The sequence below is a fragment of the Frigoribacterium sp. ACAM 257 genome, from assembly GCF_007954365.1.
Taxonomy (GTDB): domain Bacteria; phylum Actinomycetota; class Actinomycetes; order Actinomycetales; family Microbacteriaceae; genus Frigoribacterium.
The window spans coordinates 684004-702076 of sequence record NZ_VOLO01000002.1; the positions used below are offsets into that span (position 1 = coordinate 684004).

Annotated in this window: 25 protein-coding genes and 1 tRNA gene; 14 read left to right on the top strand and 12 right to left on the bottom strand. The window is 72.4% G+C overall.

Annotated features, from left to right (window positions below; translation table 11 throughout):
- Positions 1-13: 13 nt before the first annotated feature.
- Positions 14-292 (bottom strand): hypothetical protein, encoded by a 279-nt coding sequence (locus ES689_RS09655; RefSeq protein ID WP_146903415.1) that lies wholly within the window; start codon positions 290-292, stop codon positions 14-16.
- A 93-nt stretch (positions 293-385) separates the two neighbouring features.
- Here ES689_RS09655 and ES689_RS09660 point away from each other — a divergent pair, with 93 nt between their 5' ends.
- Together ES689_RS09660 and ES689_RS09665 are read left to right on the top strand one after the other, a co-directional pair.
- Positions 386-763: a cold-shock protein gene (locus ES689_RS09660; protein WP_146903418.1), complete on the top strand. Its 378-nt coding sequence runs from the start codon at positions 386-388 to the stop codon at positions 761-763.
- The gene (locus tag ES689_RS09665; protein ID WP_146903421.1) at positions 756-1520 is read left to right on the top strand and encodes a DUF3027 domain-containing protein; all 765 of its coding nucleotides are present in this window, start codon (positions 756-758) and stop codon (positions 1518-1520) included. The genes ES689_RS09660 and ES689_RS09665 overlap by 8 nt, the downstream gene beginning before the upstream one ends.
- Before the next feature lie 112 nt (positions 1521-1632).
- Here the strand turns inward: ES689_RS09665 and serC are convergent, their stop codons facing one another.
- Positions 1633-2745, bottom strand: coding sequence for a phosphoserine transaminase (gene serC, locus ES689_RS09670; RefSeq protein ID WP_146903424.1), 1113 nt, complete (start codon positions 2743-2745; stop codon positions 1633-1635).
- Between the two features lie 87 nt (positions 2746-2832).
- Here serC and ES689_RS09675 point away from each other — a divergent pair, with 87 nt between their 5' ends.
- From ES689_RS09675 to ES689_RS09690, 4 genes are all read left to right on the top strand, one after another.
- Positions 2833-3525 (top strand): metal-dependent transcriptional regulator, encoded by a 693-nt coding sequence (locus ES689_RS09675; RefSeq protein ID WP_146903427.1) that lies wholly within the window; start codon positions 2833-2835, stop codon positions 3523-3525.
- A gap of 281 nt (positions 3526-3806) precedes the next feature.
- Complete coding sequence (locus tag ES689_RS15875) at positions 3807-4799, top strand: C40 family peptidase (protein WP_223269501.1); 993 nt, start codon at positions 3807-3809, stop codon at positions 4797-4799.
- Positions 4800-5141: 342 nt separating this feature from the next.
- Positions 5142-5636 carry an HNH endonuclease gene (locus ES689_RS09685; RefSeq protein ID WP_146903430.1) on the top strand — a complete coding sequence of 165 codons (495 nt, stop codon included), beginning with the start codon at positions 5142-5144 and terminating at the stop codon, positions 5634-5636.
- Between the two features lie 184 nt (positions 5637-5820).
- Positions 5821-5892: transfer RNA gene (locus tag ES689_RS09690), tRNA-Arg, on the top strand.
- A gap of 100 nt (positions 5893-5992) precedes the next feature.
- On the opposite strand, the gene ES689_RS09695 is transcribed toward ES689_RS09690, so the two are convergent.
- On the bottom strand, positions 5993-7063 hold the full coding sequence (locus ES689_RS09695; protein WP_146903433.1) for a hypothetical protein: 1071 nt from the start codon (positions 7061-7063) through the stop codon (positions 5993-5995).
- A 271-nt stretch (positions 7064-7334) separates the two neighbouring features.
- On the opposite strand from ES689_RS09695, the gene ES689_RS09700 reads away from it, so the two are divergent.
- Positions 7335-8180, top strand: coding sequence for a phosphatase PAP2 family protein (locus ES689_RS09700; RefSeq protein ID WP_146903436.1), 846 nt, complete (start codon positions 7335-7337; stop codon positions 8178-8180).
- A 29-nt stretch (positions 8181-8209) separates the two neighbouring features.
- Here the strand turns inward: ES689_RS09700 and ES689_RS09705 are convergent, their stop codons facing one another.
- Positions 8210-8641, bottom strand: coding sequence for a hypothetical protein (locus ES689_RS09705; protein ID WP_146903439.1), 432 nt, complete (start codon positions 8639-8641; stop codon positions 8210-8212).
- 215 nt (positions 8642-8856) lie between these two features.
- Between ES689_RS09705 and ES689_RS09710 the strand changes: the two genes are divergently transcribed.
- The 4 genes from ES689_RS09710 to ES689_RS09725 all read left to right on the top strand — a co-directional run bounded on the left by ES689_RS09710 (position 8857) and on the right by ES689_RS09725 (position 10859).
- Positions 8857-9354: a pyridoxamine 5'-phosphate oxidase family protein gene (locus tag ES689_RS09710; RefSeq protein ID WP_123547924.1), complete on the top strand. Its 498-nt coding sequence runs from the start codon at positions 8857-8859 to the stop codon at positions 9352-9354.
- Positions 9355-9532: 178 nt separating this feature from the next.
- Positions 9533-9943: a CrcB family protein gene (locus ES689_RS09715; protein WP_146903675.1), complete on the top strand. Its 411-nt coding sequence runs from the start codon at positions 9533-9535 to the stop codon at positions 9941-9943.
- Positions 9943-10317: a fluoride efflux transporter CrcB gene (crcB, locus tag ES689_RS09720; RefSeq protein ID WP_146903679.1), complete on the top strand. Its 375-nt coding sequence runs from the start codon at positions 9943-9945 to the stop codon at positions 10315-10317. The genes ES689_RS09715 and crcB overlap by 1 nt, the downstream gene beginning before the upstream one ends.
- 140 nt (positions 10318-10457) lie before the next feature.
- Positions 10458-10859 (top strand): arsenate reductase ArsC, encoded by a 402-nt coding sequence (locus tag ES689_RS09725; protein WP_146903443.1) that lies wholly within the window; start codon positions 10458-10460, stop codon positions 10857-10859.
- A gap of 173 nt (positions 10860-11032) precedes the next feature.
- On the opposite strand, the gene ES689_RS09730 is transcribed toward ES689_RS09725, so the two are convergent.
- The 8 genes from ES689_RS09730 to ES689_RS09765 all read right to left on the bottom strand — a co-directional run bounded on the left by ES689_RS09730 (position 11033) and on the right by ES689_RS09765 (position 16095).
- Positions 11033-11416 (bottom strand): hypothetical protein, encoded by a 384-nt coding sequence (locus ES689_RS09730; protein ID WP_223269503.1) that lies wholly within the window; start codon positions 11414-11416, stop codon positions 11033-11035.
- A gap of 68 nt (positions 11417-11484) precedes the next feature.
- Entirely contained in the window at positions 11485-12588 is a 1104-nt protein-coding gene (locus tag ES689_RS09735; RefSeq protein ID WP_146903449.1) for an Asp23/Gls24 family envelope stress response protein, read from the bottom strand.
- Between the two features lie 153 nt (positions 12589-12741).
- A complete protein-coding gene (locus tag ES689_RS09740; protein ID WP_146903452.1) occupies positions 12742-13347 on the bottom strand; it encodes a hypothetical protein in 606 nt (201 codons plus the stop codon).
- Positions 13344-13925, bottom strand: coding sequence for a DUF6286 domain-containing protein (locus ES689_RS09745; RefSeq protein ID WP_146903454.1), 582 nt, complete (start codon positions 13923-13925; stop codon positions 13344-13346). Before ES689_RS09745 ends, ES689_RS09740 begins: the two co-directional genes overlap by 4 nt.
- Positions 13922-14275 (bottom strand): hypothetical protein, encoded by a 354-nt coding sequence (locus tag ES689_RS09750; RefSeq protein WP_133738387.1) that lies wholly within the window; start codon positions 14273-14275, stop codon positions 13922-13924. The genes ES689_RS09745 and ES689_RS09750 overlap by 4 nt, the downstream gene beginning before the upstream one ends.
- Positions 14272-14460 carry a DUF2273 domain-containing protein gene (locus ES689_RS09755; protein ID WP_123547931.1) on the bottom strand — a complete coding sequence of 63 codons (189 nt, stop codon included), beginning with the start codon at positions 14458-14460 and terminating at the stop codon, positions 14272-14274. The genes ES689_RS09750 and ES689_RS09755 overlap by 4 nt, the downstream gene beginning before the upstream one ends.
- Positions 14460-14891, bottom strand: coding sequence for an Asp23/Gls24 family envelope stress response protein (locus ES689_RS09760; protein ID WP_146903457.1), 432 nt, complete (start codon positions 14889-14891; stop codon positions 14460-14462). Before ES689_RS09760 ends, ES689_RS09755 begins: the two co-directional genes overlap by 1 nt.
- 199 nt (positions 14892-15090) lie before the next feature.
- Positions 15091-16095 (bottom strand): helix-turn-helix domain-containing protein, encoded by a 1005-nt coding sequence (locus tag ES689_RS09765; protein ID WP_146903460.1) that lies wholly within the window; start codon positions 16093-16095, stop codon positions 15091-15093.
- A 419-nt stretch (positions 16096-16514) separates the two neighbouring features.
- Here ES689_RS09765 and ES689_RS09770 point away from each other — a divergent pair, with 419 nt between their 5' ends.
- Genes ES689_RS09770 through ES689_RS09780 form a run of 3 tightly spaced genes read left to right on the top strand, consistent with a single transcriptional unit; the run spans position 16515 to position 18027 of the window.
- A complete protein-coding gene (locus tag ES689_RS09770; protein WP_255515948.1) occupies positions 16515-17003 on the top strand; it encodes an RNA polymerase sigma factor in 489 nt (162 codons plus the stop codon).
- Positions 17000-17635 (top strand): hypothetical protein, encoded by a 636-nt coding sequence (locus tag ES689_RS09775; RefSeq protein ID WP_146903465.1) that lies wholly within the window; start codon positions 17000-17002, stop codon positions 17633-17635. The genes ES689_RS09770 and ES689_RS09775 overlap by 4 nt, the downstream gene beginning before the upstream one ends.
- A complete protein-coding gene (locus ES689_RS09780) occupies positions 17632-18027 on the top strand; it encodes a hypothetical protein (protein WP_146903468.1) in 396 nt (131 codons plus the stop codon). The genes ES689_RS09775 and ES689_RS09780 overlap by 4 nt, the downstream gene beginning before the upstream one ends.
- Positions 18028-18073: the final 46 nt, after the last annotated feature.

Consider the following 18073-nt stretch of genomic DNA (forward strand, 5'->3'; position numbering starts at 1 on the left):
CGCCGTGCTGCGTCTACCGTGTGGTGTCGCGACTCGCCCTGCTGCGCCGGACGACGCCGACCACCACCGACGCGATGATCAGCAGGATCGCGAGCGGCAGCCCGATCAGCGGGAGGACCGTGACCATCGGCCACGCCCCGCCCGAGTAGTCGTCGACGCCGACGACCGCGCCCACGAGTCGCGCCACGAACGCCGCGATCGAGAGCGCGACGATCGTGACCATCATCACGATCAGCACACGTTCAGTACGATGGACGCCCTGAGGTGCGTTCTGCTCGTTCTTGTCTGCCACCTCCACAGGATAGTGGCTGACCGCCGGGCAGGGCGGTCCCGCGCCTCGCGTCCTGGGCTCAGGACGCATCCCCACACCACGAGGAGTCACATCGTGCCCACCGGCAAGGTCAAGTTCTACGACGACGAGAAGGGCTTCGGCTTCATCAGCAGCGATGACGGCCAGGAAGTCTTCCTCCACGCGTCCGCCCTGCCCGCCGGCACCGTCGGCGTCAAGGCGGGCACCCGCCTCGAGTACGGCATCGCCGACGGCAAGCGGGGCGCCCAGGCGCTGTCCGTGCGCGTCCTCGAGTCCGCCCCGAGCCTCGTCAAGCGCAACCGGCGGAGCGCCGACGACATGGCCGTCATCGTCGAGGACCTCGTCAAGGTGCTCGACCAGGCCGGCGGCGACCTGCGCCACGGCCGCTACCCGCAGAACGGCGCCAAGCTCGCCGTCCTGCTGCGCACCGTCGCGGACCAGTTCGATGCCTGACGCCGCCTCGACGCCTGACGCCGCCTCGACGCCCGACGCCGCCGCCACGCCTGAGGTCGCCGCGACCGACGGGCCCCTCACGTCGCCCTTCGCCGGGCTGGCCCGCACCGCCCTGCTCGAGATCACCCCCGACGAGACCGTCGGTGCCGAGGCGCCCCCGGTCGACGAGGTCGACGGGGTCGTCTCCGTCCGCTTCGCGACCCTGCTCCCCGGCTACCCCGGCTGGTTCTGGACGGTCAGCGTCGCCCAGGTCGAGGGCTCCGAGCCCACCGTCCTCGAGGTCGAGCTGCTGCCCGGCGACCACGCCCTCATCGCGCCCGACTGGGTGCCGTGGGCTGATCGTCTCGCCGAGATGAAGGCGCAGGAGGCGGGCGACGCGGACGAGGACGAGGACGAGTCGGACGACGACGAGGACGGGGACGACGACTCGGACGACGACGAGGACGACGACTCGGACGGGGACGACGACTCGGACGGGGACGACGACTCGGACGGGGACGACTCCGACGAGGACGAGGACGACGACTCCGACGAGGACGACGGCCCCCGCCCGGTCCACGGCGGGGACGTCGACGGCGTCGACATCGACGACCTGGACGACGAGGACGACTCCGACGAGGACGACTCGGACGACGACGACGAGGACGACGAGCCCGTCGTGCCGGCCGCGCACCCCGAGGCGGACGCCGACGACGACGCGCACGTCGCCGACTGGGACGGCGAGGACGAGGACCCGCTGGCCCGCCGACGTCGCTGATCTGCGCGACGCGGCCCGCGCCTCCTCGGCTCGGAACTGACGCCCGGCACGACTGACGTGCGGAGGCCCCGACACCAGTTGGCGTCGGGGCCTCTCGCGTGCGGGGCGGTGCCTAGAGGGCGCCGACCACGTGCTCGATCGAGCGGATCAGCTGGCGCACGTCGTCGGGCTCGATGGCCGTGAACGTGGCGACCCGCAGCTGGTTGCGGCCGAGCTTGCGGTACGGCTCGGTGTCGACGATGCCGTTCGCGCGGAGGGTCGCGGCGATCGCGGCGGCGTCGATCGACTCGGCGAAGTCGATCGTCGCCACCACCTGGGACCGGTGCGTCGGGTCGACGACGAACGGCGTCGCGTACTCGGAGGCGGTGGCCCAGTCGTAGAGAGCGGACGACGACTCACGGGTGCGGGCGTCGGCCCACGACAGACCGCCGTTCTCGAGCATCCACCGGGTCTGGTCCTCGAGCAGCAGCAGCGTCGTGAGGGCGGGGGTGTTCAGCGTCTGGTCGAGGCGCGAGTTGTCGACGGCGTTCTTCAGGCTCAGGAACTCGGGGATGTACCGGCCGCTCGCGGCGATCCGCTCGATCCGCTCGAGCGCCGCCGGCGACATGAGGGCGAACCAGAGGCCGCCGTCGGAGGCGAAGTTCTTCTGCGGCGCGAAGTAGTAGACGTCGGCCTGCGAGGCGTCGAAGTCGATGCCGCCCGCGGCGCTCGTGGCGTCGACCACGGTGAGGGCGCCCGGATCGCCGGCGACGCGCGTGACGGGCGCCATGACGCCGGTCGAGGTCTCGTTGTGCGGCCAGGCGTAGACGTCGACGCCCTCGACGACCTCGATCTCGCTGCGCGAGCCGCCCTCGGCGGTGCGGACGACGGGGGCCTCGAGCCAGGGTGCCGCGACGGCCTTCGCGAACTTCGAGCCGAACTCGCCGAACGAGAGGTTCTCGGCGCGCTTCTCGACGAGCCCGAACGCCGCGGCGTCCCAGAAGGCCGTCGAGCCGCCGTTGCCGAGCACGACCTCGTAGCCGTCGGGCAGGCCGAAGAGCTCGGCCAGGTCGGCGCGGACGCGGCCGACGAGCTGCTTCACGGGCGGCTGGCGGTGCGACGTGCCGAGGATGGTCGCCCCGGAGGTGACGAGGTGCTCGAGCTGGGCTCCCCGGATCTTGGACGGGCCGCAGCCGAAGCGCCCGTCGCGGGGGAGGAGGTCAGTGGGAATCGAGAGGTCCGCCATGGCACGATCCTAGTGACGCGGCACGGGCCGCCCCGCGCAGCCGGTAAGCTGACGAGGTAGTCCACGCGTTCCACCGGGAGGCCCCTGTTGACCGATCTCGTCGACACCACTGAGATGTACCTGCGCACGATCCTCGATCTCGAAGAAGAGAACATCGTGCCCCTGCGGGCCCGCATCTCCGAGCGCCTCGGCCACTCCGGCCCGACGGTGTCGCAGACGATCGCGCGCATGGAGCGCGACGGGCTCGTCGTCGTCTCCGGCGACCGCCACCTCGAGCTGACGCACGACGGCAGGTCCAAGGCGACCCACGTCATGCGCAAGCACCGCCTGGCCGAGCGCCTGCTCGCCGACGTGATCGGGCTCGACTGGGCCTACGTGCACGACGAGGCCTGCCGGTGGGAGCACGTGATGAGCGAGCAGGTCGAGCGCCGCCTGCTCGAGATGCTCGACCACCCGACCGAGTCTCCCTACGGCAACCCGATCCCGGGTCTCGACGAGCTGGGCGATTCGCCCGCCGGGCGGTTCCTCGACGGCGTGGTGAACCTCGTGCAGGTGCTCGCCGAGAACCCCGAGGGCGTGACGCGCGCCGTGCGCCGTCTCGCCGAGCCTGTGCAGTTCGAGCCCGAGCTGCTCCAGCAGCTGCAGGACGCGGGGGTCCTCCCCGGCGGTGTCGCGACGGTCACGTCGGCCGGCGCCTACGTGCTCGTGCGCGTCGAGGGGCACGAGGACGGCCTCGAGCTGCCGACCGAGGTCGCGCAGCACATCTACGTGACGGCCTGACGCCTCCTCGGTTCTGCGCCCCCTTCGCCGGGGTTGCTCTCAGGGCGCGTACGGGAAGCGCATTGCTCGCACAATGGCTGTTACCAATTCGTGACGAATGTCCCCCTGCAGGATGATTTCTCGGCATCGATGACGTAACGTCGCAGGGTCCCCGAGCCAGGAATCAGGCATCGGGGCCCGTGGCAGGACGTCTCGTGCATCCGTCTCCTGCCTCGCGTCGACGATCTGACGTCGGACGGAGCACCACCCGACAGGTGTCGAGACGCAGGAGACCCGACCTCTTGACCACACCCGTCCTTCCTCCCGAAGGAGACGGCGGCGCTGCCCTGCGCCCCGACTCCGCCGAGTTCCCCACCCGCGCCTCACTCCGTCGTGCCGAGGCCGCCGCTTCCGGACGCCGCGTTCAGGCCGCTCCTGCCGCACGGCGCGTGCTGCGGTCCGATCTGGTCGCTCGCCGTGCCGCCGAGCACCGCGCCACGATGGCCGCCGCCACGGTGCCTGAAGTCCGCTCCCGTCTGTCCGTCCGTCGCAGCGTCGTCAGCGTGACGGTGATGACGGTCACCGCGGGCCTCTTCGGCACGGTGGCGCTCCCGGCCTTCGCCCTCGACCAGGACGACCCGGCCACGAGCGAGGCGGCCGCGGCGGGCGCCGTCACGGACTCGCGGATCGCCGACGGGCAGACCCTCGCCGTGGACGCCGCCGCGACCGGGGCCGACGCCACGCGGGCCGACTGGTCGGCCACGTCGCAGGCCACCCTCGACGCCGCGGCCGCCGCCGCGGCCCTCGCGGCCCAGCAGCAGGCCGAGCAGGCGCGCGCAGCGGCTGCCGCAGCGTCGTCGGCGTCCTCGACGTCGTCGGCCGGAAGCTCCGCGGGCACCGGGACGTCGTCGCGCTCGATGGCCACCGAGGCCATCGCCTCCTCGGGGTCGACGGGCCAGGCCGCCGTCTACCCGGCGGCCCTGCAGTACGTCGGCACGCCCTACGTCTTCGGCGGGGCGACCCCGGCCGGCTTCGACTGCTCCGGCTTCATCATGTACGTCTACGCGAAGTTCGGCGTCTCGCTGCCGCACTCGGTCGGCAGCCAGGCAGCCCTCGGCACCACCATCTCGGCCTCCGAGGCGCGTCCCGGCGACGTCGTCGTGTTCAACGACGGCTCGCACGACGGCTTCTACGCCGGCAACGGGATGATCCTCGACGCGCCGAAGCCCGGCGGCTACGTCAGCGTGCGCCCGCTGTGGACCAGCGCGGTGCACTACGTGCGCTACGCCGTCTAGGGGACGCTCGCGCGCCTCCTCGTCTCGGCCCTCGATCGGGCAGCAGCGGACGGGCAGCAGTGAACGAGCAGTGAAGAGCCGCCCCGCCCCTAGGCAGGGCGGCTCTCGCGGGTTAACCTGGCGGTCTCGGAGTTCCGCTGAGACCAGGAGCGTCACATGAGCCGCACGACAGCCACCCGCACCATGGGCGAGCTGTCGCACGAGCACATACGACACACCGCCGTTCGATAGAGCACCGTCATCCGTGACGGTGCTTTTCTCGTTCGTCGGCCTGCTGGCCCCCGCTGCCCCGAGAGCAGTCGAATCCCTGGAAGCCGTCCAGGGTGCTTCGAAAGGGAAAGCATGCGCACTCTCGTCCTCAACGCCGGCTTCGAGCCCCTCGCCGTCGTGTCGTTCCGTCGGGCCCTCGTGCTCGTCATGACCCAGAAGGCGACGGTCGTGACGGCCGACGCCGACCACCCCGTGCTCGGCGCCGGGTTCGCCTTCGACCGCCCGTCGGTGATCGTGCTGACGCGCTACGTCCGCATCCCGCACGGCCGCACCGTGCCCGTCTCGCGCCGCGGGGTGCTGCGCCGCGACGCGCACCACTGCGCCTACTGCGGCCGGTCGGCGTCGACGATCGACCACGTGCAGCCGCGGTCACGAGGAGGCGCGGACAGCTGGGAGAACCTGGTCGCGTGCTGCCTCCGCTGCAACAACGTCAAGAGCGACCGGACGCCGGCGGAGATGGGCTGGGCCCTGCGCTGGCAGCCGAAGGCGCCGCACGGCGTCGGCTGGGTCGTGCGCGGGACCGACCGGCCGCAGGCCGAGTGGGACGAGTACCTCGCGGCGGCGTGAGCTCGCGCGCTGCAATTGGTGGGTCTCGCGCCGGCACGGGCTTCACACCGACTTTCGTACACTGCACCGCGTCTAGTCCCGGTGCAGTGCACGGAACCCGGTGCGCTGTGCAAGTTCCGTTGGGCTGGCCAGGAGGTGCGGCGCCGCGACGAGGAGGTGCGGGTTCGGTAGACTCGTCCGGTCAGCCTCTGTAGCTCAATGGAAGAGCAGTTCCGTCCTAAGGAAAGGGTTGGGGGTTCGAGTCCCTCCAGGGGCACAGGTCGCCGTGGTGCGCTGTCCCGTCCTCAGGGTCGCGGTTCGTTCCCGAGCATGTGACGGTCAGAGCGGCGGGACTCCGAGAGCGTCCACGTGCCTCGTCATCCGTCCTCTCGGAGGAGGGTCCCGTCGGCCAGGTCGCTCAGGCCGCGGATGAACAACGTGAGTGCGAGACCGAGCAGGACTCCTCCGAACAGCAAGAAGTTCTGGTCCTCCTTGACGGCATCCCGGTTGGCTAGGATGAAGGTCGGCCCCGTCGCGTACCCGAAGTTGCCTTCTTGGCCCAGTTCGCCGTTCCACTGGTTCGAGTAGGTCGTACGCCAGTCTCGCGCTCCGACTTCGCTCTCCGGGTAGGAGCGGACGAGGTCTAGTCCGTCAGCCCGCGCCAGCGACATCGTGATGTCCATGTCCCGTTGGTAATCGGACGTCGTTCCCTGCGGGCCGAAGTCGAACTCCGGGGCGAAGAAGGTCGCCTGGGCCTGCTCGACCGGTTCCGCCGCGTCCGTCGTCCGCCAGACCAGGGCGTTGTCGATCCGGCACTCGACCGCCCAGGTGAACCCGTTGCTCTCGCTGGCGGTGTCGTAGACATAGGAGTCATCCAGGAGCGACATCTGTGTCGTGTATCGGTCGAAGACGAAGTCGTCGTAGAGGGCCTCGAGGTTCGGGGCCTGGCCCGACGGGGCCGGGGCGCCACCTCCTGCAGCAGGATCGAGGTCATCACCCCCCGTGGCCTGGAGGGTCGACGAGCGTGACCCGGAGTTCGCGTCGACGGCCAGCATCCGGCGGGCCCCGGCGTTCAGGCTTGCCGTCTCGACAGTCGAGGCAACCCCGCTCTCCGGACCGCAGCTCATGCCCGGGCTCGAGGCGAGATGGGCCATCGTTATCTGGACATCGACCTCGAACGCGTTGCCTCCGCTGTCGTAGGTGACGTCGTCATCGACTATGGAGAGGACGAACGAGTACTCGCCGTGATCGTCGACGTAGTTGCGGACCCTCAGCTGGTAGTCGCGATTTCCTCCCGTCGTCGTCACCATCACGAGAGGGCGAGTGCCTTGATCGATCGTCGGCTGTCCGATGATGGTCATCATCTGCGGCACCACGAACACGGCGATGACGAGTGCCCCGATGAAGGCGATCACTGCCTTGAACAACGAGAGGCCGCGCTTGGACATGTGTCTCCGATCATCGGCATCGCCACCGCCGGCAGAGTTCGGGCCTCGTCTTCTTCCGGTGTAGGGAAGGTCAGCGAAGTCGGAGGGAGGCGGTGTTCCTGCTGTGGAGCGCGAGCCGACGGATCCTCGACTACGGCGTCAGCATAGGGGATCGCCGACGATCCGTGCACTGGTCCTTCGGCCTGCTTCCTGCGCCCCGGAGGGAGGCGGAACGGGACTCGGGGCGAAGCCCTCTGAGAGGCGAGGCGCACCAGCCAGGCAGACTGACTCCATGACTCGCACCTCTGATGCTGCCGACGTGACGACGACGCGGAGGGGCGCTTCCCGAAGTGGGCGGTCGGACAGGGCGGACCGGCGGATCGGGCCCCGTGACCTCACCGAGTGGCGGTCCCCGGCGGGACGGCGGCTCGCGTCGCAGCACCGGGAGGTCGCCAAGCGCGTGGGCGCTCGCCGCGCGCTCGTCGGCACGCTCGTCGTCGGGGGGAGCATCCTCGCCGCCGCGACGGCCGGAGCCGCCTACATCTATGACGGCGTGACCGATCGCGACGGCATCGGCCGCCTCGATCGTCCGGCGCTGGAGAAGGCGAAGTCGCTGCGTTCTCCCGTCGTCAACGGTGCCGCCGCCACCATCGCCCACGTGTTCGGCCCGATCGCGATGCCCGCGCTCACCGTCGGCGCCGCCGTGGCCTTCGGCGTGCGCGACAGACGAGCGAACCCGGTCACCGTGATCGTGGCCGCGGGAGCCGGCTCACTGGCCATGACCCTCATCGGCAAGAAGCTGATCGCCCGCAACCGGCCGCCGCAGCACGAGGCGATCCCGCCCTTCGAGAAGTCGCCGTCGTTCCCCTCAGGGCACACCCTGAACACGACCACGATCCTCGGCGTGCTCGCCTACCTCGTCGCCCTGCGGCAGGAGAGGAACGGCCCGCAGGTCGCCGTCATCAGCGGGGCCGCCGCCGCTGCGGTCACCGTCGGGCTGTCCCGGGTGCTGCTCGGCGCGCACTGGTTCACCGACGTCGCCGTCGGCTGGGTGACGGGCACCGGCTGGCTGGCGGTCATCATCACGAGCCACCGCCTCTACCTCAGCGCCCAGGACGACGCGGAGATCACCGAGTAGCCGCTTCCGTCGCAGTGCCCCCAGTCCGCCTAGAAGACCGCCGTGACGGCGAGCGCCAGCACCGCGACCAAGGCGATCGCCGCGACGACGCGAGAGGTGCCCATGACGAGCCGTCGCCGTCGACCGGGGACCCAGTCGTCGTCGTCCGCGTTGCGCAGCTCGGGCGGCAGCTCGGCCTCACGCAGGCGCGCGGCCCGCTCGCGTCGGGTGCGCTCGGCGGCCTCGAGCTCGCGACGGCGCAGGGACTCGACCTCGCGGTCGTGCTCGAGGTAGAGCTCGAGCTCGCGGTGCCTCTCTTCCGACCAGGCGTCCAGGTCGGACGCGGGAGGCGCCTCCTGCGCGACAGCGTCGGTCACGGGGCGTTCCCGCCCCGCCTCGTGCGCCTCCCCGGCCGGTCCCGTCGCCGGACCGTCGTCGGAGAGGTCGGCAGGCTGGTCGTCGGGGTGACCGTCGTGTCGCATGGGAGTCCTTCGCGCCGGGGGACGTGCAGGGACAGCGTACGTCGGGACCTCTGCGAGCGGGAGTCGGAGCGGGAGACGCGCCTCCGGCTGGGAACGGTCTCCGAGGTCCCGCGTCGGGAGCCGTGCATCCGGGGCGCCCGGGGGAGCAGTGTGGGCGGAGCACCACCCCCGCTCGACTCGTGTCGGCCCAGGCCGACGGACGGAAGGAGCCACTCGTGGCCGACAGCACCAGCACCACCCATCACGACGACGTCGCCAAGCTCGCCAAGCTGCTCGGCGACTTCGACTTCGCGATGCTCACCACCATCGACGAGAAGGGGGCCCTCGTCGGGCACCCGATGACCCTGCAGGAGACGGAGTTCGACGGCGACCTCTGGTTCATCGTCGGCCTCGGCTCGACGGCCGTCGCGCACCTCCAGCGCAAGGACACCGTCGGCGTCACCCTCAGTGCCCGCGACTCGTGGGTCTCGCTCGCCGGCACCGCAGCCGTCGTCGACGACCACGCGAAGCTCGAGCAGCTGTGGAACAGCCGCGTCGAGGCGTGGTTCCCGGAGGGCCCGTCCGACCCGACCGTCGGACTCGTCAAGTTCTCCGCCGACAGCGCCGAGTACTGGGACAGCCCCGGCGGCAAGGTCGCCTCGGCCCTCTCGTTCGTCAAGTCGAAGGTGACCGGCGACGCACTGGACGCCGACAACCAGAAGATCGAGCTCTAGGCGCACCACTCGCTCGTGCAGGGCCTCGGGTCGTCGCCGACCCGGGGCCCTCGTGCGTGGTTGACTGCCGAGGTGCCGCGCCCGTCGGCACGAGACCGGGGAGGCGCACGTGACCGCACCGCCGCCGGCCGACCCCGGGGACGGCGACCTGCGAGCCGAGGAGGCGGCGGCCCGGCCGGTGCACCTGCGCTGGCGGTCGCTCGGCCTCGTCGTCGTCGGGGGCACCGTCGGCACCGGGGCCCGGGAGGCACTGGCCCTGTCCATCCCTGCGGCGCCCGGCACGCTGCCCGTCACGATCGCCGTGATCAACGTCGTGGGCTCGTTCGCCCTCGGCCTGCTGCTCGAGTCGCTGGTGCGCCGTGGGCCCGACCACGGACGACGGCGTGACCTCCGCCTCCTCGTCGGCACCGGCGTGCTCGGCGGCTTCACGACGTACAGCGCGCTCGCCGTCGACACGGGGCTGCTGCTCGACGGGCACACCGGCATCGCGCTCGCGTACGCGCTCGGGTCGGTCGTCGCCGGGGCGCTCGCCGCGGCCGGCGGCATCGCGCTCGGCGGCGTGCTCGCCCGCGCACGGGGTCGCTCGTGATCGCCCCGTGGCTGTTCGTCGCCGTGGCGCTGGCCGGCGGCGTCGGCGCCGCGTTGCGGCTCGTCGTCGACGGGGTCGTCCGGGCAGCGGCGTCGACGCGCCTTCCGCTCGCCACGGCGGTGGTGAACGTGGGGGGCTCGTTCGTGCTCGGCCTGCTCACCGGGCTCGCCGCCTCCTCGGCTCTCGCGCCCGCGTGGCTGCTCGTGCTCGGAGGCGGCCTGATGGGCGGCTACACGACCTTCAGCACGGCCAGCGTCGAGACCGTGCGGCTGCTCGCCGAGCGCCGCTGGGGGCCGTCTGTCGCGTACGGGCTCGGCGTGCTCGTGCTGGCCGTCGCGGCCGGCGCGCTCGGCGTCGTGCTCGGCTCGGCCTGAGCACCCGCCCGCTCGCTGCTCGCCCGTGGATCTGGTCGAGGGCGGGTCGCTTGCGCCGAGGGCGGGTCGCCGCGGACCCGCCCTCGACGCAGGGGACCCGCCCTCAGGAACGGGAGAGCGATGTGGGCCAGGATGACGTCATGAGCTCGAAGCCCGTCGTCCTGTTCGTCTGCGTCCACAACGCTGGGAGGTCGCAGATGGCCGCCGGCTTCATGCGCTCACTGTCCGACGGAGCTGTGGAGGTGCGGTCGGGCGGCAGCGAGCCCGGCGAGAGCGTCAACCCCGTCGCCGTGCAGGCGATGGCCGAGGTCGGCATCGACATCTCGACGGCCGTGCCCCAGCTCATGACGACCGAGCAGGTGCACGCCTCGGACGCCGTCGTGACGATGGGCTGCGGCGACGTCTGCCCGATCTTCCCCGGCAAGCGCTACGAGGACTGGGAGCTCGCCGACCCCGCCGGCCAGGGCATCGAGGCGGTCCGGCCGATCCGCGACGACATCCGCGGCCGCGTCGAGCGGCTGCTCGCCGAGCTGCAGCGCTGAGCCCCGGCGCCGAGTCGCGGGCGGAACACGTCGAGGGCGGGTCTTCCGGGCCGAGGGCGGGTCGCGGAGGACCCGCCCTCGACCCGAATCACCCGCCCTCGACCCGAATCACCCGCCCTCGAGGGAGTCGGCGGCAGAGCGGCGGAGCGGCGGCAGAGCGGCGGAGCAGCGGGTCAGCTGAAGCGCTGGAGGAGCTCCTGGATGAACGGACCGACGTCGCGCGCCTGGTCGACTCCCGCGAGCGCGGTCGCGAGCAGCGGCCAGAGCGACACGAGCAGCGTCGAGATCACGGCGGCGACGCCGAGCACCCAGGCGAGCGCCCCGTTGCGGACCACGAGGATCAGCGCCAGCAGCACGACCGCGAGCAGGTAGCCGATCACGGCGGCCGCGGCGATCGAGCCGACCGGGACGTCGAGGGCCCCGGCCGTGCCGCCGTCGGCCGCACCGATCAGGCCGAGGACGGGCACGAAGACCCCCACCACGACCAGGAAGCAGAGCACCGCGGAGGTGACGAGCGCCGCCCAGACGGCACGGGGCCGCGCTCGTCGGGTCGACATTGTGGTGCGTCCGAACATCGTCGTGGCCTCTCGCGGTCAGGTGGTGGTGGTGGTGGTGGTGCTGCGGATCAGCGGGCGGAGGTGCCCTGGTCGTCGGTGTCGCCGTCGCGGCGAGCGTCGTCCGGGGTGTCGACGACGACGGTGGTGTCGCCGTCCTCGACGGTGACCGTCACGGTCGTGCCGTCGGGGACGTCGGTGACGACGTCGTCCGAGGCAGCAGCAGCGTCGGTCGAGGAGGCGCTGGTCGACGAGGAGGCGTCGCTCGCGGTCTCGGCACGGTCGCGGTCCTGGTCGTCGCCGGCCCGGTCGGACGCGTCCGAGAGGGAGTCGAGAGCGTCGGCGGCGCGGGTACGGGCGGCGTCCAGGAGGTCGCCGGCGGCGTCCTTCGCGTCGGAGGCGGCGCCTCCTGCGCTCGCGGCCGCGTCGTCGCCGCGACGGCTCGCCTCGTCGCGGAGGTCACGCGCCTGGTCGCCGAGCTCGTCGGCCTTGCGGCTCGCCTGGTCGCCGAGCCCGCCGGCCTTGCCGGACGCTGCCACGCGGACCTCGTCGGCCTTGTCGGACGCGGCCTCGCGGACCTCGTCCGCCTTGTCGGCGACCTGCGCGGCCTTCTCCTGGATGGTGTCGGAGGCCTTGTCGGCCCCCTCCTTCAGTGCGTCGCCCACCTGGCCGGCGCGGTCGGCGACGGTGTCGCGGACCTGCCCGGCCTTCGCCTTCGCCGAGTCGCGGGCGTCGGCGAGCGCCGCCTTGCGCTTATCGGCCGCGGCCTGACGGCGGGCCTCGTCGGCCTCGTCGAACGGGCCGTGGACGTCGGTGACGGCCACGTCGACCGTGACGGCCTCGTCCCCGACCTGGCCGACGGCGTGCTGGACGGCCGTGCGGACGTGGTCGGCGACGTCTGTCACCTTCGCGGGGTACTCGGCCACGACCGACACCTCGACCAGCAGCCCGGCGTCGGTGGTGCTCGTGCGGATGCCGGGGGTGGAGGTGGCGCCGACGGCGGTGCGGAGGGCACCGGCCACGCGGGCGGCCGTGGTGCCGAGCTTGTGGACGCCCGTGGTGCCGAGGGCCGTCACGGCGATCATGCGGTGCAGGGCCTGCTCGGGCTTCTCCGCCTCGGCGGGGCCTGCGTCGTCGAGGTCGATGGGGGTCACGTGGTGCGCGGAGTCGGTCACGAGGGGCCGTCCTTCCTGGAGGGTGCGGACCGTGTGGTCCGGAGGTTCGGGGGAGCGCCGGTGGCTGCTCGCGGGCGTCCCGGGCGGGACGCGGACGGCCCCCGCCCTCGTGTGAGAGCGAGGGCCGTCCGGGTGGTGCGGGGTGGAGCGGCGTCAGTCGAGGCGCGTGGCCGACGACATCTGCGTGCGGAGGCCGCCGTTGATCTGGACGACCACCGGGGTGACCGTGCCGAGCAACTCGTCCCAGCGGACGACCGCCTCGTCGACGGCGCGGCGCAGATCGACCGGCGAGGCGCCGCGGCGGGCGTCCACGGTCACGCGGAGGACGTTCTCGCCCTTCACGCGGAACGCGACGACGTCGGCGGCGAGGACGCCCGGCGTGTTCGACAGGGCCTCCTCGAGCACGTTCGCGGCGACCTTCGCGTCCACGACCACGTGGCCGCCGGTCGGCGAGTGGCTGTCGCCGGACTCGGAGAGGTCGATCAGCGTGCTCGTGCGGCCGCCGCCCTGACGGACGATGAACGCGACGAGCAGGACGATCAGCACGGCGCAGGCCGCTGCAGCGACCCAGAGGATCCAGACCTGGCCGCCCGAGAGGGCGTCCGTCACCTGGCCCTCGGCGTCGGACGCGCCGTCCGAGACCGTCTGCTGCACGTCTGGCCAGAGGGCGCCCACCGCGACGGCAGCACCGGCGAGGAGGAGCACCAGGCCCACGAGGAACACGACGAAGCGGTTGAGACCGCGGTTGGTGTCGTTCATCGGCCGACCTTGCCCTTCTTCTTCGACAGCTTCACGCGGGGGCGGAGCGCCGGGGTGTAGTCGTAGCCCGAGATCTCGTCGCGGACCGCCTCCTCGATGCTGCGGAGGTCGGCCGTGCGTCCCGTGACGGGGTCGATCTCGACCAGTGCGACCTTCTTGCCGACGCTGACGCTCACCCGGTCGGGGTGGACGTCGCCGGCGAAGCTGGCGGTGCGGGCGAGCGACCGGGCGATGACCCGGTCGTCGACGACGGCCGCGGTGCGGTCGGCACCGGCGGCACGGCGACCACGGCGACCGGGGGCGAGCGACACGACGATCAGCACGAGGCCGATGATCGCGACGACGACGCCGATCGCGGTGAGCGCGCCGACCGGTGCGCCGGCTGCCCCGAGGACCGCGGACGCGGCATCGGCGGGAGCGACCAGGAGGGGCGCGGTGCCGACGGCGGCCAGGACAGATTCTGTGCCGATCCAGGCGAACACCAGGATGAGCAGGACGGCGAGGGTCACGGCGATGCCGGACCTCGACGAGTGCGTCTCCCGGCGGAGGATGCGGCGGTAGGTGGTGCTGGTGCTCATGAGACCCGCCTCCTCTGGCTGAGCTCGGCGCCGGTGATCTGCAGGTCGACGCGTTCGACTTCGGTTCCGGTGAGCTTCAGGACGCGCTCCCGGATGGTGGACTGGGCCGACGTCAGCCGGTCCAGCAGGGTGCCCGACGCGCGGTTCGGCAGGCCGAGCGGCGTGATGCGCACGGGTGCCTTGGCGACGAGGGTGAGCCCGCCGTCACGGTCGGTCAGCTCCACGGACACGTCGGACGCCTTCGCGTCCAGTGCCTCCGCGGTGACGGCCGACACCACACGGCGCACGGCGCGCGACGTGATCACGGTGCGGCCGTGGGAGGCCTGGTCGGCCGTCACCGCCGCGGTCACGAGGACCGCCGCCCGCGGAGGGCGTCCGCGACACCGCGGACGTCCAGCTTGCCCTCGGTGAAGCGACCGACGAAGTAGCCGATCACGATCGCGAGGGCGACCAGGAGGAGGCCTCCGAAGCCGAACTGCAGGGCCGCCAGCGCGAGGACCGCGCCGACGAGCATGCCTCTGTTCGTCGCAGTCATTACTGGACGCGGCTGTCGTTGTTGTCGTCGTTGTCGTCCTCGGAGGGGATGTACACGTCGGAGACGGTGACGTTGACCTCGGTGACCTCCATGCCGACGACCTGCGAGATGGCGTCGGTGACGGACGAGCGGACCTCGTCGGCGACCTGCTGCAGGTCGACGGGGTACTCGGCGACGATCACGATGTCGGCAGCGACCTGCTTCTCGCCGACCTCGACGGAGACGCCCTGGCCGCGGTCCTGCTGGTTGATGGCGTTGCGGATCGCGCCGATCGCACGGGCGGCTCCGTTGCCCAGGTCGTGCACGCCGGGGACCTGGCGGGCGGCGATGCCGGCGACCTTCGAGACGACGCCGTCGGCGATCGTGTTCTTGCCCGCGGCGTCGGAGGTGTGCTTCGCGACGGAGTTGGTGGCGGGGGCGACGTTGGTCATGTGGTGCTCCTCAGTTCGTGGTGTGCGTGGGTTGTTCGTGTGGACGACCAGGTGGTCTTCCGGGGCCCCGGTGTGGGACTCATCATTCAGACGCATCGAGGGCTGGTGGTGTCACGGTCGTTCAGCTTGCTCTCAGCATCCGGGGAGGCGGGGCTCGTTTTCTGGACGAGGGCCGTCGCCTCCCCGGCTGGGGGATGCCCTAGCGGGCCAGGGTGTCGCGGGGGTACTCGCCGAAGCGGGCGAGGTAGGCCGCCGAGAAGCGGCCCAGGTTGCCGAAGCCCCAGCGACGGGCGACCTCGGAGACGAGCGCCTCCCGGGGAGACGCCTCGAGCAACTCCCGGTGGGCGCGGTCGAGCCGCACCTGCCGCAGGTAGCTCGTCGGCGACATGCCGAGGTGGGTGCTCATGGCCTGCTGCAGCGTGCGGGTGTGCATGCCGACGGCATTCGCCACGTCGGTCGGCGTGATGGCCTGGTCGGCGTAGGCGTGCACGTACTCGGCGGCCTCGCGGAGCCGCGCCGTGCGCGGCGTGCGGATGCTGCGCGGCACGTCGACGGCGCGCCACGGGAACAGGTCGAGCATCGCCCGCGCGAACGTGAGCTGCCCCTCGAGGCGGGCCAGCGGCGGGACGTCCTCGTCGACGACGGCGGCCGTGGCCCCCGCGACGCTCGTGCGCCAGGTCGCCAGGGCCTCGGCCGACAGCGTGGGACCGGGCTGGAAGAGGACGCGCTGCGGCGGGCCGCCGTGGCGCTCGGTGGCGACCTGCTCGAGGAAGTCGGCCGAGGCGTGCACCAGCGAGTTGCGGTGCGGCGTCAGCGTGAACGAGAACGACGCCTCGGCGGGCAGCAGGAACGGCTCGCCGCCGATGCTCGCGAACGAGCCGCCCCGGCTGGCGAGGGTGCCGCTGCCGTGCCGGAACCACGACATCACGTACTCCGTCGACCAGGGCACCTCGCCCTGGAGGTGGCCCGTGATGGTCGAGGTGCGGAGGCTCAGCCGGTCGTCGCCCGCCGAGGCGTAGCGCCAGCGGAACGGCTCGGTGCTGGTGCGGACCCGGAAGCGGCGACCGCCGTAGAGCTCCTCGAGCCGGGCGGCGGCCTCGCCGAGGTCGTCGCCGCCGTCCTCGGAGCGGCGGAACGGGGCGGGGAGGTCGGCGTCGGTGGTGGGTCGCGCCGTGGTGACGGGTCCTGTGCTCGTCGTGGTCATGCGTGGTCCTCTCGGTGCTCTGCCCTGCTGCGCGCGCCTCCTGGTGAGGGGCTCGTGCACCTTCAAGACGTCCGCCGAGGCGAGAACGTCACAGATCCACAGGACATGAAGGATCTTCGGCACCCGTCAGCGCGGCGACTGGTCGAGGAGGTGCCCCAGAACAGGGGCAGAACGACCGCCCCGGGCGCGCCCCGCGGCTGCCCGGCCACTCGGTCAGCGGCCAGTGCTGGACGCCCGCGCCGCACGCGGTGGCATCCTCGGAGGCGCGACGGCCGTGACCTCGGCCGCGGGCCGAGCCGGAGGAGGACGACATCTCCGGCAAGCCGACGCCCGACGAGGTCCCCGGTCCCGAGCCCGTCGTCGACCCGCTCTCGTCCGCGACCGACGCGACCCTGGCGGTCCGCGCCCGCGACGGCGACGTGCACGCGTTCGAGGTCGTCGCCCGCCGGCACGGCCCGCTGATGCGCGTCTACGCCGGCCGACTGCTCGGCACCGACCTCGAGTCGGACGACGTCGTGCAGGACGCGTTCCTGACCGCCTGGAGGCGCCTGTCCGACCTCGAGGACCCGTCCCGCCTGCGGCCCTGGCTGATGCGCATCGTGAGCAACAAGAGCATCGACCGGCTCCGCGTGCGCCGCGACCACGACGACATCGACGCCCACGACGCCCCGGCGTCGCGCGCCGCGGGACCGGAGCGCGTCGTCGAGTCGCGGCTGCAGCTGGACGCGATGTGGACGGCCCTCGACAAGCTGCCCCTCGACCAGCGACGGTGTTGGCTGTTGCGGGAGACCGGCGGCTGGTCGTACGCGGAGATCGCGGAGGCCCTGCAGCTCCCCGTCTCGACCGTGCGCGGGCAGATCGCCCGGGCCCGCAAGTTCCTGCTCCACGAGATGGAGGCCTGGCGATGAGCGACCACGACGACGACGTGCGCGTGCCGGAAGCGTCCGGCGTGCCCCAGCAGCCTGCGGACCAGGACGAGCTCGTGGACGGCCGCACGCTGGACGAGCTCGAGGACTACCTCGACCGCGGTCGCACGCCCCGCGACCCCGGCATCGAGGCGAGCGCGGAGTGCCGGCTCGCGCTGCGGGCGCTCGAGCGGGTCCGCGGCCTCTCGCTGTCGGTGCTCGAGGACGAGGCGTCGCGCCTGCCTTCGCGCGACGACACCTGGATCGCCGGGCTGATCGACTCGATCAAGGCCGAGGTCGTCGGCGGACGCGACATCCCCCTCCGGCACCCCGACCCCGGCGTGCGCCTCGGCGTGACCGAGGCCGCGGTCCGCGGGCTGCTGCGCCAGGTCGGCGACGCCGTCGACGGGGTGGTCGTCCGGTCGAGCGAGCTCGACGGCGACGTCACGGAGGCGGACGCCCCGATCGAGGTGACCCTCACGATGACCGCACAGTTCGGCGTGCCGCTGCGCGATGCTGCCGGCGCCCTGCGCGCGGCGGCGGTCTCCGCGCTCGCGCTGCACACCGAGCTGCGGATCGCTGCCGTCCACGTCGTCGTCGACGACGTGTGGCTGGACGAAGGAGGCGCGTCGTGAGCACCGAGGACCGAGCGAGCGGCCAGCACCACGGCGCCCACGACGACGGGGCCGCGGCCGAGCTGGACGACCTCTCGCTCGACCTGACCGACGCCCTGCGCGGGGTCGACGGCGTCGTCGAGGTGCTCGACGCGAGGCCGGTCGTGGTCGCCGCGATCGCCGCCGTGGCGGACGGCATCGACGGCGGCGGGCCCCGCGGCCTCGTGGACGTCGTCCGGACCGGGGGAGTGCTGACCGTCGCCGCCTCGGTCGCCACCGACGTCGGGCAGGCCACGCCGGAGACCCTGGCCCGCGTCGCCGCGGTGCTGCGCGACCGGGCCGGGCGCGGCTCGGGCGCCGAGGTGGTCGTGTCGGTGACGTCGCGCGTCATCGAGCCGGCGCTGCCTCGCTGAGCCGGCCCGCGCCTCCTCAGGGGACCGTCGGAGGCGGCATGTATCT

Coding starts and splice junctions, on each gene's coding strand:
- serC (WP_146903424.1), bottom strand. CDS start 2,745: ATGGCGGACCTCTCGATTCCCACTGACCTCCTCCCCCGCGACGGGCGC.
- ES689_RS09745 (WP_146903454.1), bottom strand. CDS start 13,925: ATGAGCACCAGCACCACCTACCGCCGCATCCTCCGCCGGGAGACGCAC.
- ES689_RS09730 (WP_223269503.1), bottom strand. CDS start 11,416: ATGTCGACCCGACGAGCGCGGCCCCGTGCCGTCTGGGCGGCGCTCGTC.
- ES689_RS09775 (WP_146903465.1), top strand. CDS start 17,000: ATGAGCGACCACGACGACGACGTGCGCGTGCCGGAAGCGTCCGGCGTG.
- ES689_RS09705 (WP_146903439.1), bottom strand. CDS start 8,641: ATGCGACACGACGGTCACCCCGACGACCAGCCTGCCGACCTCTCCGAC.
- ES689_RS09740 (WP_146903452.1), bottom strand. CDS start 13,347: ATGAACGACACCAACCGCGGTCTCAACCGCTTCGTCGTGTTCCTCGTG.
- ES689_RS09665 (WP_146903421.1), top strand. CDS start 756: ATGCCTGACGCCGCCTCGACGCCTGACGCCGCCTCGACGCCCGACGCC.
- ES689_RS09700 (WP_146903436.1), top strand. CDS start 7,335: ATGACTCGCACCTCTGATGCTGCCGACGTGACGACGACGCGGAGGGGC.
- ES689_RS09755 (WP_123547931.1), bottom strand. CDS start 14,460: ATGACTGCGACGAACAGAGGCATGCTCGTCGGCGCGGTCCTCGCGCTG.
- ES689_RS09695 (WP_146903433.1), bottom strand. CDS start 7,063: ATGTCCAAGCGCGGCCTCTCGTTGTTCAAGGCAGTGATCGCCTTCATC.
- ES689_RS09760 (WP_146903457.1), bottom strand. CDS start 14,891: ATGACCAACGTCGCCCCCGCCACCAACTCCGTCGCGAAGCACACCTCC.
- ES689_RS09685 (WP_146903430.1), top strand. CDS start 5,142: ATGCGCACTCTCGTCCTCAACGCCGGCTTCGAGCCCCTCGCCGTCGTG.
- ES689_RS09725 (WP_146903443.1), top strand. CDS start 10,458: ATGAGCTCGAAGCCCGTCGTCCTGTTCGTCTGCGTCCACAACGCTGGG.
- ES689_RS09765 (WP_146903460.1), bottom strand. CDS start 16,095: ATGACCACGACGAGCACAGGACCCGTCACCACGGCGCGACCCACCACC.